The organism is Sphingomonas sp., assembly GCF_036731925.1.
GTDB lineage: Bacteria > Pseudomonadota > Alphaproteobacteria > Sphingomonadales > Sphingomonadaceae > Sphingomonas.
The window spans coordinates 659,510-674,072 of sequence record NZ_DAINDJ010000002.1; the positions used below are offsets into that span (position 1 = coordinate 659,510).

The following is a 14,563-nucleotide window of genomic DNA, read 5'->3' on the forward strand; positions in this document are numbered from 1 at the left end:
CCCCCTTTAGTGGATGAGGAACAGCGCGATCAGCGCAGGAATGGCAAGACCGGCGGCGACCAGCGGCCAGGTGCTCTTGCGATGCTTGGAATGCATCCACAGCAGCACCAGCCCGGTCAGCGTGAACACCAGGCAGGCAAAGGCGAAAATGTCGATGAACCATTTCCATGCGGTGCCGGCATTGCGGCCCTTATGGAGATCGTTGAGATAGGCGATCCAGCCGCGCGAGCTCACTTCGCTGGTCACCTTGCCGGTGTCGCGCTCGATGGCGATCCAGCCGTCGCCCCCCGGGCGCGGCTTGGCCAGATAGATTTCGTCGGCGGACCATTCGGCGACGCCGTCGGCCGGCATCTGCAGGTTGCTCCGCAGCCACCCGGCGACAGGCGCGGGCAGCGGCTGCTTGGCATCGGGCTTGTCGTCCGGCTGCACCAGCGGCAGCAGCGCGGGCGGCAGCTGCGCCGCCCGGTCCACGGTCTGCGGCGCGCCTTCGATGTCGGCGGCATGATTCAGCGTGAAGCCGGTGATCGCGAACAACAGCAGCCCGATCAGACTGATCGCCGAACTCATCCAGTGCCAGGTGTGCAGCTGCTTGAGCCAGAAGCTCTTGCGGCTGCGCTTGCGGGGGGCAGCAGTTGGGGACGGGGCGTGCATCGGGTGGCGGCAATCTCGGCTGGGACAGAGGGGCCGCGATAACGCGAACGATTCGCAATTACAACGTTGGAGTTGTAACAGACTGTCCCGGGCCGCCGGAAACGCTGCGTTGACGATCCTATCCCCTGGTTTGGCTGGGCGCGCCGGCCGCGAGCGGCTATCCCGCTACCAGCAGAAACGGAGATCAACGATGCGCGACGACCTGGTGATCCAGACGATCGAGCCGACCACGCACGACCTGGGCGGCTTCAAGGTGCATCGCACCCTCCCCTCGCGGCCGCGGACCATGGTGGGCCCTTTCATCTTCTTCGACCAGATGGGCCCCGCCATCCTCGACGTGGGCACCGGCATCGACGTCCGGCCGCATCCGCACATCAATCTCGCCACCGTCACCTATCTGTTCGCCGGCGCGATCGACCATCGCGATTCGCTGGGCACGTTCGCCACGATCGAACCCGGCGCAGTGAACCTGATGACCGCGGGCCACGGCATCGTCCACTCGGAACGCTCGCCTTCGGCCGAGCGCGCCAAGGGCCCCGAGCTTTCCGGCATCCAGACCTGGCTCGCACTGCCCGAGGCACTGGAAGAGATGGATCCCGCCTTCGAGCATGTTGCCGCCGCCGACCTGCCGATCGTCGAGGCGCACGGCGCCCGCGCACGGGTGATCATGGGCGAGCTGTGGGGCGTCTCGGCGCCGACCACCACCTATGCGCAGACCATCTATGGCGACATCGCGCTGGAGGGCGGTGCCAGCTTGCCCATCGATGCCGCGGCGGACGAGCGCGCGCTCTATGTCGCGACGGGGGAGGCGAGCCTCGACGGCATGCCGCTGGTGCCGATGACGCTGTATCTGCTGCGCCCGGGCGTGCGCGCCACGCTGCGGTCCGAACGCGGGGCACGGGTGATGTTCTGCGGGGGCGAGGCGTTCGCCACGCCGCGCCATGTGTGGTGGAATTTCGTCAGCTCCAGCCGCGACCGGATCAATCAGGCCAAGGAAGACTGGAAGGCCGGCGCTTTCCCCAAGGTTCCGAACGACGACAAGGAATTCATTCCGATCCCTGAAGTACCTAAGACGGTTAGTTACCCCTAAGTTTTCCTTGGCTTGCGGCTTTTGCGCATCCGGCGCATTTAGAGCCTGGGCAAAGGCCGGGCAGCGCTGGGGCGGCGTTGTCCGGAGACAGGGAGAGCCGAGTGACCGCAATCCGACAGACGACCTTACCCCTGGCAACGGGCGTTACCCTGAATGTCGCACTGGCCGGAAATCCTGCCAATCCACCGGTGATCCTGCTCCACGGCTTCCCCGAATCGCATCGCACCTGGCGGCACCAGATCCCGGTGCTGGCCGAACGTTATTTCGTGATCGCCCCGGATCAGCGCGGCTATGCAGGCTCGTCCAAGCCGGACGGGGTGGAAAGCTACGCCGCCGACAAGATCGCCGCGGACCTGTTCGCGATGGCCGATGCGTTGGACATCGATCGCTTCACCCTGGTCGGCCATGACTGGGGAGGCGCGATCGCCTGGATGGCAGCGCTGCGCGAGCCCAAGCGCGTCGCCCGGCTGGTGATCCTCAACGCCCCGCACCCGCAGGTCTTCCAGCGCAAGCTGTTCGACGATCCCGGCCAGCGCCGCGCGAGCCAGTATATCCGCTTCTTTCGCGAGACCGAACTCGACCGCGCGCCGGACAAGACAGGGCTCGAACAGTTCCTGCTGTCGCTGTTCGGCGAGCATCTGCAGGTGACGGTGACGCCGGAGGAAAAGGCGATCTACCTCGATCAATGGAGCCAGCCGGGCGCGCTCACCGCGATGCTCAACTGGTACCGGGCCACCCAGATCGTGGTGCCGGCCGTCGACGAGGATCCGCCCCGCCCGGCCTGGATAGATGGCCCGTTCCCGCTCCAGCCCCAGCCAACGCTGGTAATCTGGGGCATGCGCGATCGGGGCCTGCTGCCTTGCCTGCTGGATGGGCTGGAGACGCTGATCCCCGATTACACGCTGGCCCAGGTCCGCGACGGCGGCCATTTCGTGCCATGGGAGAAGCCCGAGGAGGTGACCGCCGCCTTGATGGAATGGCTGGAGCGGCGCGGGGCGAACTAGGCCCGCATCACATAGGGGCGCGTGTCGTAGGGCCGCGCCAGACCCTTCACCCAGGCGCCGTGGGCGTGGGTGCGCGCGACCAGTTCCATTGGCGTATCGCCCGGCCAACCGCGCACGCGCACCTCCTGCGCCGCAAGGTCGCGATTGGGCTCCATCATCACCCAGCCCAGCGGGCGTTCAGGCGTCGCGGCGGAGCCTGCTGCCGCCATCATGTCGGCAATGCGCGCTTGCGCCTCGTGCCGCAGATACTGCCAGACGACGGAGTGCATCAGAACGCGCGTGACGCCCACCGGCTGCGGCTCTGCGAGGCGCGCCTGGAGCCAGTCTGCAGCGTCGCCGCGGTCCAGACGCGCCGGTGCGGCGCGAAACATCGCGATCGCCGTCTCCAGCCGCGCCTGCCGCTCGACTGCATCGATCCAGACATAGGCCTGGAGCCGATCGGCATCGCGGTCGTCGGTCAGGTCGAGCGGGGCGATATCCACGCCGCGCGCCGCAACGATCTCGACCTCGGCCGCAGGTGGCGGGCTTCCGCGCCATTCCGGCCGCAGGGAGAGCGGCGACTCGGCCGGCCCGACACCCACCCCGCCCAGATCGAAGCGATAGCGGCCGATCATCAGGTTCAGGCCGGCGCTCGATCCGATCTCGAGCAGTTCGAAGCGCGGGCCGTAGCGCTCCGCCAGGTGCAGCAGGCCGGTCATCAATCCGTTAGACCGCGCCGCCTCGTTGGTCTGGGGCGGGCCGTAGAGCCACGGCATCAGCGGCAGGTCATAGGCGCACAGCACGGCATCCAGAGTCGCGGCAATCCGCCCGAGATCGGTTTCCTCGCCTGCGAAGATGCGGCGCAGTTCCGGCACCCCGCGCCGGTGGAGCGCGTGCAGCCCGCTGATGAGCCGCAACACCAGCGCATCGGCAATCGGCTCGCCGGGCCAGTCGAGCACCCGCCGCCCGGTTTCGCTGGCGCGGGTGATGCCCTGCCCCAGTGCGGTACAGATGCGCGCGGTGATCGGCGCGTCCATCGCCTCGCAATAGCCGGCCTGGACGGCAAAACTCTTGCGGTTCTCGGCTTCGGTTGCCATGCGCATCTCCCTTTGGCGCCTGTTGCGCCCATGGCGCCCCCCAAGTAAAGCCCCCGCACCCATGACCGAGCCGTTGATCCTTGCCGTGCCGAAAGGCCGGATTCTCGAAGAGGCGCTGCCGTTGCTGGCAGCCGTCGGCATCGTGCCCGAAGCCGCCTTTTCCGATAAGAACTCACGCGCGCTGCGTTTCGCGACCAACAACCCCGCGATCGACCTGATCCGGGTGCGCGCCTTCGACGTGGCGACCTTCGTCGCGCATGGCGCCGCGCATCTGGGCATTGTCGGCTCCGACGTGCTGGCCGAGTTCGACTATTCGGAGCTCTACGCCCCGGTGGACCTGGGCATCGGCCATTGCCGCATCTCGGTTGCCGAGCCGGTGGCGCTGGCCGAACAGGACGATCCGCGCGGCTGGAGCCATGTTCGCGTCGCGACCAAATATCCGCACATCACCCGCGCCCATTTCGAGGCGCGCGGCGTGCAGGCCGAGTGCGTGAAGCTGAACGGCGCGATGGAGCTGGCGCCCGTGCTGGGCCTCGCCCCGCGCATCGTCGACCTCGTCTCCTCGGGCCGCACGCTCCAGGAGAACGGACTGGTGGAAGTGGAAGTGATCGCGCAGGTGACCAGCCGCCTGATCGTCAACCGCGCCGCGTTCAAGACGCGCGCCAGCGAAGTCGTGCCGCTGGTCGACGGCTTCCGGAAGGCCGTCGCATGATCCGCCTGAACGCCACCGATGCCGGTTTCGCCGACGCCTTCACCGCGCTGGTCAACGCCCGGCGCGAAGCCGATGACGATGTCGCGCGCAACGTGACCCACATCATCAAGCGCGTCCGCGACGAGGGCGATGTCGCGCTGCGCGACCTCACCCGCCTGTTCGACAAGCACGACCTTGCCGCCTCGGGCTGGACGATCGACCGCGCCGATTGCCTCGCCGCCTATGAGGGGCTCACCCCGGAGTTGCGCGCTGCACTCGAGCTCGCTGCCGAGCGGATCGCAGCGTACCATTCCAAGCAGCGCCCCGAGGACCGCGACGAGACCGACGCGCAGGGCATCCGCCTCGGCGCTCGCTGGACGCCGGTCGATGCGGCGGGCGTCTATGTTCCGGGCGGCCGTGCGGCCTATCCCAGTTCGGTGCTGATGAACGCCATCCCCGCCAAGGCGGCCGGCGTGCGAAGGCTGGTGATGGTCACGCCGACCCCGAACGGCGAAGTGAACCCGCTGGTCCTGGCAGCCGCGCATGTGGCGGGCGTGGACGAGCTGTACCGCGTCGGCGGCGCACAGGCGATCGCCGCGCTGGCCTATGGCACCGACACGATTGCTCCGGTCGACGTCGTCACCGGCCCGGGCAATGCCTGGGTGGCCGAGGCCAAGCGTCAGCTCTATGGCGTGGTCGGCATCGACATGGTCGCCGGTCCGTCCGAGATCGTAGTGGTGGCGGACGGCAAGAACGATCCCGACTGGATCGCCGCCGACCTGCTCAGCCAGGCCGAGCACGATCCCACAAGCCAGTCGATCCTGTTCACCGACGACGCTGCCTTCGCCGACCGGGTCGCGGCCGCCGTCGACGCGCAGATCGCCACGCTGGCGACGGGTGCCACCGCGCGCACTAGCTGGGACGCGAACGGCGCGATCGTCCTGGTGCCGGACCTGCCCACCGCGATGCCGCTGGTCGATCGCCTCGCCCCCGAGCATCTCGAACTCGCCTGCGACGATGCCGAGCCGCTGTTCGACATGGTCCGCCACGCGGGCTCGGTCTTCCTCGGCCGCTACACGCCGGAAGCTGTCGGCGATTATGTCGCCGGCCCCAACCATGTGCTGCCCACCGGGCGGCGGGCGCGCTTCGCATCGGGCCTGTCGGTGCTCGATTTCATGAAGCGTACCTCGTTCCTGAGCCTGGATCCGTCCGGGCTCGCCGCGATCGGCCCCGCTGCCGTTGCGCTCGCAGAAGCCGAAGGCCTGCCCGCGCACGCAAGGTCGGTGGCGATCCGTCTAAAGTGATAGAGTAAGATTATGGCAAGTCCCCAAGCAAGATCCCGTTCCAAGGCCCGCGCCGCCGCGCGCCTTGGTGCCGTCCAGGCGCTGTATCAGCGCGAGATGGAGGGCACCTCGATCCCCGCGCTGCTCCACGAGTTCCACCAGCATCGGCTCGGCGCGATCATCGAAGACGTCGAATATGCGGACGCCGACATCGCCTTCTTCGATGACATCGTCAGCGGCGCCGATGCGCGGCGCGAGGAAATCGACGGCATCATCGCGGGCAAGCTGAGCACCGGCTGGACGCTGGAGCGACTCGACAAGCCGATGCGCCAGATCCTGCGCGCCGGCACCTATGAGCTGCTCGCCCGCCCCGATGTGCCGACCGCGGCCGTCATCAGCGAATATCTGGATGTGACCGACGCCTTTTACGATCGCCGTGAAAAGGGGTTTGTGAACGGAATCCTCGACGCGATCGCCAAGGACGCGCGCGCCTGATGCGCCCGCCTGCCCCGTGCCGGGCGGGATGAACGAAGCCGCGTTCCTCGCATATCTGCGCCACCTGCCGCTCCACCCCGGGGCGCGCGGGTTGCGCGACGACGCCGCCGTGCTCGGCGATCTGGTCGTCACCCATGACGTGCTGGTGGAGGGTGTGCATTATCTGCCGGACGATCCGGCGGAGGATGTCGCCTGGAAGCTGCTCGCCGTGAACCTCTCCGATTTGGCGGCCAAGGGCGCGGTGCCGGAGGGCGTGCTGCTCGGCTACCCGCTCGCAGGCGATGACGCGTGGGATGGCGCGTTTCTGGCGGGGCTGGAGGCGGCGCTGACCGCGTTCGCCTGCCCCCTCATCGGCGGCGACACGGTGAAGGCGCCGGCCGGCACACCACGAACGCTGTCGCTCACGGCGCTCGGCCGCTCGCCGCGTGCCCCCGCCCGCAGCGGCGCGCAGCCGGGCGACCTGCTCTACGTCACCGGCACGATCGGCGACGGCGGCGCTGGCCTCGCAGTGGCCCAGTCCGGCGAGGGGCCGGCAGCGCTGCTCGCCCGCTATCGCCGCCCGACGCCGCGGCTGGCCGAGGGGCAGGCGCTCGCCCCCGGTGTGCATGCAATGATGGACGTGTCCGACGGCCTGCTGATCGATGCGTCCCGCATGGCCGCAGCCAGTGGTCTTGCAGCAACGATCGACCTCGCCGCCCTGCCCCTTTCGGCGGACTATCAGGCCTTTCGAGGACGCGACCGCGAGGCGCGCCTTGCCGCCGCCACCGCAGGGGACGATTACGAGCTGCTCTTCGCCGCGCCCCCCGGGCTGCCGCTGCCGCTCGCGGCGACGTGTCTTGGATCCTTCGGCGACGGCGAAGGCCTGGCGCTGCACGACGCCGGCGTCCCCCTGCCGCTGCCGGGCCGGCTGGGGTTTGAACACGGCGCCTAGAGCATTTTCAACTTGGCCGTTTACACAGTCAACGGCTCGGAAAATGCGGCAATCAAACAGCCAGAAAACGCGTCAGTCGAACAGCCCGTCCTGCGACCCTGCCGGCGGGTTGAGCCCGAGATGCTTCCATCCCGGCCCGTTCAGGCATCGCCCGCGCGCCGTCCGCGCGATCAGGCCGAGCTGGATCAGATAGGGTTCGATCACTTCCTCGACCGTGTCGCGCGGCTCGCTGAGTCCGGCGGCCAGCGTCTCCACGCCCACCGGGCCGCCGCGATAGACGTCGGCGATCATCATCAGATAGCGCCGGTCCATCGCGTCGAGCCCCAGCCCGTCCACCTCCAGCCGGTTGAGCGCCGCATCGGCCACCTTGGCATGCACCACCGCCTCGCCGAACACATTGGCGAAATCGCGCACCCGGCGCAGCAGCCGCCCGGCGATGCGCGGCGTGCCGCGCGAGCGCCGCGCCACTTCGCGCGCCCCATCGGCTGCGATGTCCAGGCCGAGTAGCCCTGCCGCGCGCGTCACCACCCGCTCGAGTTCGTCCACGGTGTAGAATTGCAGCCGCACCGGGATGCCGAAGCGATCGCGCAGCGGCGTCGTCAGCAGTCCCTGCCGAGTCGTCGCGCCGACCAGCGTGAAGCGCGGGAGATCGATCCGCACGCTGCGCGCCGAGGGGCCTTCGCCGATCATCAGGTCGAGCGCGCGGTCTTCCATCGCGGGGTACAGCACCTCTTCCACCGCGGGATTCAAGCGGTGGATCTCGTCGATGAACAGCACGTCGCCGTCCTCGAGATTGGTGAGCAGTGCCGCCAGGTCGCCCGACTTGACGATCACCGGCCCCGAGGTGGAGCGGAACCCCACCCCCATTTCGCGCGCGATGATCTGGGCCAGCGTGGTCTTGCCCAGCCCCGGCGGGCCGAAGAACAGCACATGGTCCAGCGCGTCGCCGCGCGCCTTGGCAGCATCGATGAACACCCGCAGATTCTCGCGCGCAGCCTTCTGGCCGACGAATTCGTCGAGCGATTTCGGGCGCAGCGCGGCATCGACGTCTTCGGCGCGGCGGCCGGCGGTGAGGAGGCGATCGGTGTCGGTCATGGCAAGGCAATCACGCTGTAGCCGCCGCGCGTGCGCCGGTCGATGGGAGGTACTGGCAAAGCAGCGAACGAAGGCGCATCTGGCCGGACATGGTCGATCTGTATCTCGCCACCGCCATCTCGGACGCGCTCCGCGCCGAATTGGCCACCCGCTTCACGCTGCACGAGGGCGAACCGCCGGCCACAACCCGCGCGATCGTCGGCGGGGGCCAGATGCGGCTGGATGCGGCGATGCTCGATTCCCTGCCTGCGCTCGAGATCGTCGCGATCAATGGCGTGGGCTATGACGGGCTCGACCTCGATGCGCTGCGGGCGCGCGGCGTGCGGGTGACGACCACGCCCGACGTGCTGACCGAGGATGTCGCGGACCTCGCCATCGCGCTGATGCTGGCGGTGTTCCGCCGTGTCGCGGCCAATGACGCTACAGTGCGCAGCGGCGGCTGGAAGGCGCCGCTCGGCCGGCGCGCCAGCGGTCGCCGCATCGGCATCTTCGGGCTGGGCAAGATCGGCACCGCCATCGCCGAACGGGCCGCACCGTTCGCGGGCGAACTGCTCTACACCGCCCGCAGCGAGAAACCGGTGGAATGGCGCTATCTGCCCGACATCGCCGCGCTGGCCGAGGCGAGTGACGTGCTGATCCTCGCCGCGCCGGGCGGCGCTGCGACCGAGAAGATCGTCGATGCCGAGGTGCTTGCCAGGCTCGGACCGGACGGCGTGCTCGTCAATGTCGCGCGCGGCAGCCTGGTCGACGAAGCGGCGCTGATTGCGGCGCTGCAGGCGGGCACGATCCTCGGCGCCGGCCTCGACGTGTTCGCCGAGGAACCGCAGGTTCCGCAAGCGCTTCGCAGCATGGAGCAGGTAGTGCTCGCGCCCCATCAGGGCAGCGCCACGGTGGAGACCCGCGCGGCGATGGCGGCGCTGGTGCTGGCCAATCTCCACGCGCACTTCGCCGGCGAGGATCTGCCGACGCCGCTGCTCTAGGCGCACGCCGCGCGTCATCCCAGCAGCGTGCTCAGCACGTCCGGGTGAAAGCTCCAGCCGGCAAAGCCGCACAGCCCCATGAACAGCCCGAATGCGCCGAACACCCAGGCGACCGCCAGCAGCCAGCTGCTCTCCGCCAGCGCAGAGACCGCTGCGACCGAGATGGCGGTGGCGATCGCCGCGTCGCTGGCATCGAACTGGTCGTCATGCACGTTCAGCGCGTCATACAAGGCTGCCTGCGCCTTGGCTTGTTCGGCCAGCTTCGGCGCCTCGACCTTGTATTTGGCGATGTCGCCATCCAGCGCCTTCAGGACCGGCGCGACCCGAACCGGATCGCTCGCGACGGCGGCGATCTGCACGCGGCTGGTTTCGGCGAGGTGCTGCTTGGTCTTTGTCGCCTGATATTCGTTCCAGAGGTCAACCGAGCTGGACTGCGCCTGCTGCATTGCCTGGACGATATTGCCGTCCTTGATGTTGCACAGGCCCGTGGCGACCGAGAGAAGGACGACGGTAATCGCGACGCGGCGGTTGAGGCGCTTGTCCTTGGCCTCGGCGGAGACTTCGATTTCCATGGAGTCCCCTACTTCGCCGCCTTGCGCAGCGCGAGGCGGACCAGCGCGTCGAGCGTCGCCGCGGGGCCGAGTTCGTCGCTGGCGGCGTTCACCGCCGCGCCGGCCTCTGCCGGCTTGAAGCCGAGGTTGAGCATCGCCGACACGGCATCGGCCGCAGCCCCGCCGCTGGGGGCCGCCGCTGCGCCCACGCCGCCCAGTGCCAGGCCGCCCGCCTTGTCCTTCAGCTCGTTGACGATGCGCTGGGCCAGCTTCGGCCCGACGCCATTGGCCCGCGCGATCGTGGCGGCATCCGCACGGGCGACGGCGGTGCGCAGTTCTTGCGGCGCCAGGATCGACAGGATCGCCAACGCGACCTTGGCGCCCACACCCTGCACGCTGGTCAGCAGCTTGAACCAGTCGCGCTCGTCGGCGGTGGCGAAGCCCATCAGCCGGATCGAATCTTCGCTGACCAGCATTTCGGTGTGGATGGTGACCTGCTCGCCCACCGCGCCCAGCTTGTCGAGCGTCTTGGCCGAGGCGCCGACAAGATAGCCGACGCCGTTCACGTCGATCACCGCGTGATCGGCGCCGCTCGACGCCAGCGCACCGCGAAGATGCGCGATCATCGGCGGGAATCCGGAGAAGCGGGGCTATGCGACGCGATGCGGGCGGGCAGCAACATGGCCGGTACATAAGCGGAACAGGCAAGCGGAGAAAGCCATTTTTCCGTGGCGGGCTGGCAATCCGCGATCCGATCCCCCATTCCTGCCGCAAGATTGGGGGCGGCAAGATGATTCAGGGCGCTTTGTTTCTGCTGTGGCTGGCACTGCTGGTCGCGGGCGATACTCCGGTCGGGCGCCGGTTGCGCGCGGCACTGGTCGAAGCCCCTGCCCGCTGGCTGAACCGATGGTCGCGCGGAGACGTGCTGCTGATCCTGCTGCTGCTTGCCGGCGCCGCCGCCATCCTGTGGCTGATGGAAGCCGAGGGCCGGCTGTTCCTGAGCATGGTGGCCCCGGACGTGCTCGCCGGCGCGAGCATGCTGGAACTGGGCACCCTGCTGGATGCGGCGGTGACGGCAACCGCCGTGTTCACGACGCTACGCATCCGGGGGCTCCGCCTCTGGCTGACGGCGCGCTTCGCCCGGCGCCTTCCGCGCAGCCGGCGCGCGCGGCCGCAGCGGCGTTGCCCGGCCAATGACGATGGCGACGGGCCTGCCCTGACTTGCGCGGCGTAGGGATCAGCGACCCCAGCGCCAGCGCCAGCCGCCGTCGGTCTTCGCCCAGCTGACCCAGAGCAGCGCGAGCGTCATTGGCAGCAGCAGCCAGAGGTACAACGGGTGTGTACGGCCAAGATGGTTGGCCAGCAGGACGACAGCCACTGCATAGCCGATCGTCAGCGCCCATCCCTGCCAGGTCACCGGCGTGGCGCCATAGCCGAACATTCGTGGCTTGAACCAATAGCTCGGGCGGATGCGATCCTCGGTCATTCGTCATCTCCTTGCGAAGTCCTGGGCGGACGCCCCCGTTTCGGCCGCACCGGATCGGCGAGCTTCACGCCGCGCCGGGCCAGCGCCTCGCGCAGCAGGCATTCCACCTGCGCGTTGATGCTGCGCAGATCGGCCGCCGCGCTCCGCTCGATCGCAGCATGAAGCGCCGGATCGAGACGGAGCGGAAACGCCTTCTTCTGCGGGGGTACGCTCACGATACGGCCTTACTGGTAGAGCGAGCCAGCATTCACCACCGGCTGGGTGTCGCGTTCGCCGCACAGCACCACCATCAGGTTCGAGACCATTGCCGCGCGCCGCTCGTCGTCCAGCTCGACGACGTTCTTGGCCGAAAGCTGGTCGAGCGCCATCTCCACCATGCCCACCGCGCCCTCCACCAGCGCCTTGCGCGCCGCCACCACGGCCTGCGCCTGCTGCCGGCGCAGCATCGCGCCCGCAATCTCCTGCGCATAGGCAAGATGCGTGAAGCCGCATTCGTCGACGGTGATGCCCGCCACCGCCAGCCGCGCGATCAGTTCGGCGCGCAGCTCGCCGCCCACTTGGTCGTGATTGCCCCGCAGCGTCACTTCCTGATGCTCGAAATCGTCATAGGGGTAGCGCGAGCCGATGGTGCGCACGGCCGCCTCAATCTGGACGTTCACGAATGCCTTGTAGTCGTCGACGTCGAACAGCGCCTGGGCGGTGTCGGTCACGCGCCACACTACCTGCGCCGCCATCTCGATCGGGTTGCCGCGCAGGTCGTTCACCTTGATCTTGTCCGAGATCATGTTGTTGGCGCGGACGGAGACCTTGGTCTTGATCAGCCAGGGCCAGGACCAGCGCAGGCCCGTGGTGCGATCGGTGCCACGATAGTCGCCGAACAGCAGGATCGCCGCCGCCTGGTTAGGCTGGAGCAGGTAGAAGCCGGACAGCACGAACAGAAAGACGAGCGCCGCCAGCACGATCCCGGCGACAACCATCCAGTCCGGCAGCCGGTCGATCTGCGTCCCCGCCAGCCCGCCTGCGACCAGCGCCGCCGCCGCGACGAGCAACATGCCATAGCCGCTGGTGGTGTGCGCCACCGATTCGCTGCTCTGGCGCAATGCGGGTGCGGTGCTCCGTACGTCCGTCATCTTTCCCTCCTGAATTATGATATCATATTTATATCGAATCCGGGAAAGCGACAAGCGGAATCGGCGGGCATGAAAAAGGCCGCCGGAGCGTCTGCCCCGGCGGCCGATTTCCCTGGCGCTGCGCCTGTCCTCAGTTGAGGACGAGCGTCACCGCGCGGCGGTTCTGCGCCCAGCTCGCTTCGTCCGAGCCGGTCGCGACCGGGCGTTCCTTGCCGTAGCTGATCGTGGTGATGCGATCGGCCGAGACGCCCTGCGCCGCCAGATAGTTCTTCGCGGCATTGGCGCGGCGGTCGCCGAGCGCCAGATTGTATTCGCGGGTGCCGCGCTCGTCGCAATGCCCTTCCAGGGTGATGCGGACGTTGGGGTGCGCGACCAGCCACTTGGCCTGGCTGTCGAGAACCGCACGCGACTCCTGATCGACGTCATACTGGTCGAGCCCGAAGTGGATCGTGTCGCTCGTCACTTCGCGGCGGAACTGCTCGGAGAGCGGAGTCGCCTGCGTGGTCTCGCCATTGCCGTATGGCTGGCTCGGCGCCGTCGGAGTCTCGGTCGGCGCCGGCGGAAGCTCCTTCGGCGGCTTCTTCGAGCACGCTGCGGTGGCGACGAGCGCAACGCCGAGCATCAGGCTGGGGACGAGCTTGGTCATGAAATCCTCCTTGTGACTGGTGTTGCGCATGGCGCGCAATCGTTACGCTACGGTTTCTACTCGGTATCAGGGACGCACGGCGCCCCAATTTGGATCCGAACCATCGAGCGGCGTCGGCACTTTTCGCGTCGCGCGGCCGGTAAGGTCCACCGTCCACAGGTCCGGCCGGCCCGAGCCCTGGGCCGAACGGAAGAAGATGATGACGCGGCCGTTGGGGGCCCAGCTCGGCCCTTCGTCGCCCCAGCTGTTGGTGAGCAGCTGCTCGCCGCCGCCCGAGGGGTTCATCACGCCGATGCGGAACGCGCCGCCACCCATGCGGGTGAAGGCGATCTGGTCGCCGCGCGGGCTCCACGCCGGCGCCGCATAGCGTCCGCCGCCGAAGCTGATGCGGTGCTGGTTGGAGCCGTCCGCGTTCATCACGTAGAGCTGCTGGGTGCCGCCGCGATCGCTTTCAAACACGATCTTCGATCCGTCCGGCGAATAGCTGCCGCCGGTGTCGATGCCGGGCGAATTGGTCAGGCGCTGGGGCGTGCCCCCGCTCGCCGGCACACGGTACAGGTCGGTATTGCTGCCCACCGACATCGAGAACAGCACCCAGCGCGCATCGGGCGACCAGTGCGGCGCAAAGTTGAGCGCGACGTTGGAAACCAGCGTGCGGTCCTGCCGCGAATTGAGATCGTAGATGTGGATCGACGGCCGATCCCGCTCGAAGCTCATGTACAGGATTGCGTCGAGCCTGGGGCTCAGCCGCGGCGTCAGCACGATCGACTGGCCGTTGGTGAGGAAGCGGTGGTTGGCACCATCCTGATCCATGATCGCCAGCTGCTTGCGCCGACGGTTCTTGGGCCCACTCTCGGCGATGTAGACGACCTGCGTGTCGAAATAGGGCCCTTCGCCGGTGAGGCGCGCATAGATCGCGTCGGCACATTTGTGCCCCGCACGGCGCCAGTCGCCCGGCGACACGACGAAGCCCTGACGGATCAGCTCGACCTTCGACGACACGTCGTACAGGTAGCAGCCGACCGTCAGCGTGCCGTTCGAATTGGCGCGGACATAGCCCTGCACCAGCGACTGTGCGCCAGTGCCGCCCCAATAGTCATAGGCGGGCGCGGTCACTTCGGGGAAGGCGACGGTACGCAGCTGCGCCGGCGGCACGGGGGTGAACAGGCCCGAGCCGCGCAGATCGTTGGTGATGATGTCGGCGAGCTTCTGGCCCAGCACGTCGGTGGAGCCGGCGGGCGTATCCACCACTGCCGAAGTCGGCATAGTGGGGATCGCGATCGGCATCGGCGCGGAGATGCCGCCGACGATGTCGATCACCGGCTGCGCCCCACCCTGCTGGCCAGCCTGGGCCTGCGCCTCCGGGCTGTTGGCGATCGGCGGCGGGGTGGTCTGGGCATGGGCCGCAGTCGCGAGGCAGACCGTCGCAAGGGCCGCAAACTTGAATTTCATCG

18 protein-coding genes are annotated in these 14,563 nt (G+C 68.3%); 8 read left to right on the plus strand and 10 right to left on the minus strand.

Features of this window, described 5'->3' with window-relative positions; all coding sequences use genetic code 11:
• Nucleotides 1–6: 6 nt before the first annotated feature.
• The gene (locus tag V7E00_RS12555) at nt 7–651 is read right to left on the minus strand and encodes a PepSY-associated TM helix domain-containing protein (protein ID WP_333572981.1); all 645 of its coding nucleotides are present in this window, start codon (nt 649–651) and stop codon (nt 7–9) included.
• A gap of 190 nt (nt 652–841) precedes the next feature.
• On the opposite strand from V7E00_RS12555, the gene V7E00_RS12560 reads away from it, so the two are divergent.
• Nucleotides 842–1,741 (plus strand): pirin family protein, encoded by a 900-nt coding sequence (locus V7E00_RS12560; RefSeq protein ID WP_333572982.1) that lies wholly within the window; start codon nt 842–844, stop codon nt 1,739–1,741.
• Between the two features lie 101 nt (nt 1,742–1,842).
• Complete coding sequence (locus tag V7E00_RS12565) at nt 1,843–2,745, plus strand: alpha/beta fold hydrolase (protein ID WP_333572983.1); 903 nt, start codon at nt 1,843–1,845, stop codon at nt 2,743–2,745.
• On the opposite strand, the gene V7E00_RS12570 is transcribed toward V7E00_RS12565, so the two are convergent.
• A complete protein-coding gene (locus V7E00_RS12570; RefSeq protein WP_333572984.1) occupies nt 2,742–3,821 on the minus strand; it encodes a DUF2332 domain-containing protein in 1,080 nt (359 codons plus the stop codon). The genes V7E00_RS12565 and V7E00_RS12570 overlap by 4 nt on opposite strands.
• A 61-nt stretch (nt 3,822–3,882) precedes the next feature.
• On the opposite strand from V7E00_RS12570, the gene hisG reads away from it, so the two are divergent.
• Genes hisG through thiL form a run of 4 tightly spaced genes read left to right on the plus strand, consistent with a single transcriptional unit; the run spans nt 3,883 to nt 7,221 of the window.
• Complete coding sequence (gene hisG, locus V7E00_RS12575) at nt 3,883–4,533, plus strand: ATP phosphoribosyltransferase (RefSeq protein ID WP_294330668.1); 651 nt, start codon at nt 3,883–3,885, stop codon at nt 4,531–4,533.
• Nucleotides 4,530–5,816, plus strand: coding sequence for a histidinol dehydrogenase (hisD, locus tag V7E00_RS12580; protein WP_333572985.1), 1,287 nt, complete (start codon nt 4,530–4,532; stop codon nt 5,814–5,816). Before hisG ends, hisD begins: the two co-directional genes overlap by 4 nt.
• A 12-nt stretch (nt 5,817–5,828) precedes the next feature.
• Nucleotides 5,829–6,290, plus strand: coding sequence for a transcription antitermination factor NusB (nusB, locus tag V7E00_RS12585; RefSeq protein WP_333572986.1), 462 nt, complete (start codon nt 5,829–5,831; stop codon nt 6,288–6,290).
• 28 nt (nt 6,291–6,318) lie between these two features.
• Nucleotides 6,319–7,221 (plus strand): thiamine-phosphate kinase, encoded by a 903-nt coding sequence (thiL, locus tag V7E00_RS12590; protein WP_333572987.1) that lies wholly within the window; start codon nt 6,319–6,321, stop codon nt 7,219–7,221.
• Nucleotides 7,222–7,293: 72 nt separating this feature from the next.
• On the opposite strand, the gene ruvB is transcribed toward thiL, so the two are convergent.
• Nucleotides 7,294–8,316: a Holliday junction branch migration DNA helicase RuvB gene (gene ruvB / locus V7E00_RS12595; protein WP_084583095.1), complete on the minus strand. Its 1,023-nt coding sequence runs from the start codon at nt 8,314–8,316 to the stop codon at nt 7,294–7,296.
• Nucleotides 8,317–8,405: 89 nt separating this feature from the next.
• On the opposite strand from ruvB, the gene V7E00_RS12600 reads away from it, so the two are divergent.
• Nucleotides 8,406–9,296, plus strand: a complete 891-nt coding sequence (locus V7E00_RS12600; RefSeq protein ID WP_333572988.1) for a 2-hydroxyacid dehydrogenase — start codon at nt 8,406–8,408, stop codon at nt 9,294–9,296.
• Nucleotides 9,297–9,310: 14 nt separating this feature from the next.
• Here V7E00_RS12600 and V7E00_RS12605 read toward each other — a convergent pair whose 3' ends face one another.
• Entirely contained in the window at nt 9,311–9,868 is a 558-nt protein-coding gene (locus V7E00_RS12605) for a DUF4337 domain-containing protein (RefSeq protein ID WP_333572989.1), read from the minus strand.
• An 8-nt stretch (nt 9,869–9,876) separates the two neighbouring features.
• Nucleotides 9,877–10,473 (minus strand): Holliday junction branch migration protein RuvA, encoded by a 597-nt coding sequence (gene ruvA / locus V7E00_RS12610; protein ID WP_333572990.1) that lies wholly within the window; start codon nt 10,471–10,473, stop codon nt 9,877–9,879.
• A gap of 164 nt (nt 10,474–10,637) precedes the next feature.
• Between ruvA and V7E00_RS12615 the strand changes: the two genes are divergently transcribed.
• Entirely contained in the window at nt 10,638–11,081 is a 444-nt protein-coding gene (locus V7E00_RS12615) for a hypothetical protein (protein WP_333572991.1), read from the plus strand.
• Nucleotides 11,082–11,084: 3 nt separating this feature from the next.
• Here the strand turns inward: V7E00_RS12615 and V7E00_RS12620 are convergent, their stop codons facing one another.
• From V7E00_RS12620 to tolB, 5 genes are all read right to left on the minus strand, one after another.
• Complete coding sequence (locus V7E00_RS12620; RefSeq protein WP_333572992.1) at nt 11,085–11,333, minus strand: hypothetical protein; 249 nt, start codon at nt 11,331–11,333, stop codon at nt 11,085–11,087.
• On the minus strand, nt 11,330–11,548 hold the full coding sequence (locus V7E00_RS12625; RefSeq protein WP_333572993.1) for a toxin-antitoxin system HicB family antitoxin: 219 nt from the start codon (nt 11,546–11,548) through the stop codon (nt 11,330–11,332). Before V7E00_RS12625 ends, V7E00_RS12620 begins: the two co-directional genes overlap by 4 nt.
• 9 nt (nt 11,549–11,557) lie before the next feature.
• A complete protein-coding gene (locus V7E00_RS12630) occupies nt 11,558–12,463 on the minus strand; it encodes an SPFH domain-containing protein (protein ID WP_333572994.1) in 906 nt (301 codons plus the stop codon).
• Between the two features lie 130 nt (nt 12,464–12,593).
• Nucleotides 12,594–13,109: a peptidoglycan-associated lipoprotein Pal gene (gene pal, locus V7E00_RS12635; protein ID WP_333572995.1), complete on the minus strand. Its 516-nt coding sequence runs from the start codon at nt 13,107–13,109 to the stop codon at nt 12,594–12,596.
• Between the two features lie 66 nt (nt 13,110–13,175).
• On the minus strand, nt 13,176–14,561 hold the full coding sequence (gene tolB / locus V7E00_RS12640; RefSeq protein WP_333572996.1) for a Tol-Pal system beta propeller repeat protein TolB: 1,386 nt from the start codon (nt 14,559–14,561) through the stop codon (nt 13,176–13,178).
• Between the last annotated feature and the right edge of the window lie 2 nt (nt 14,562–14,563).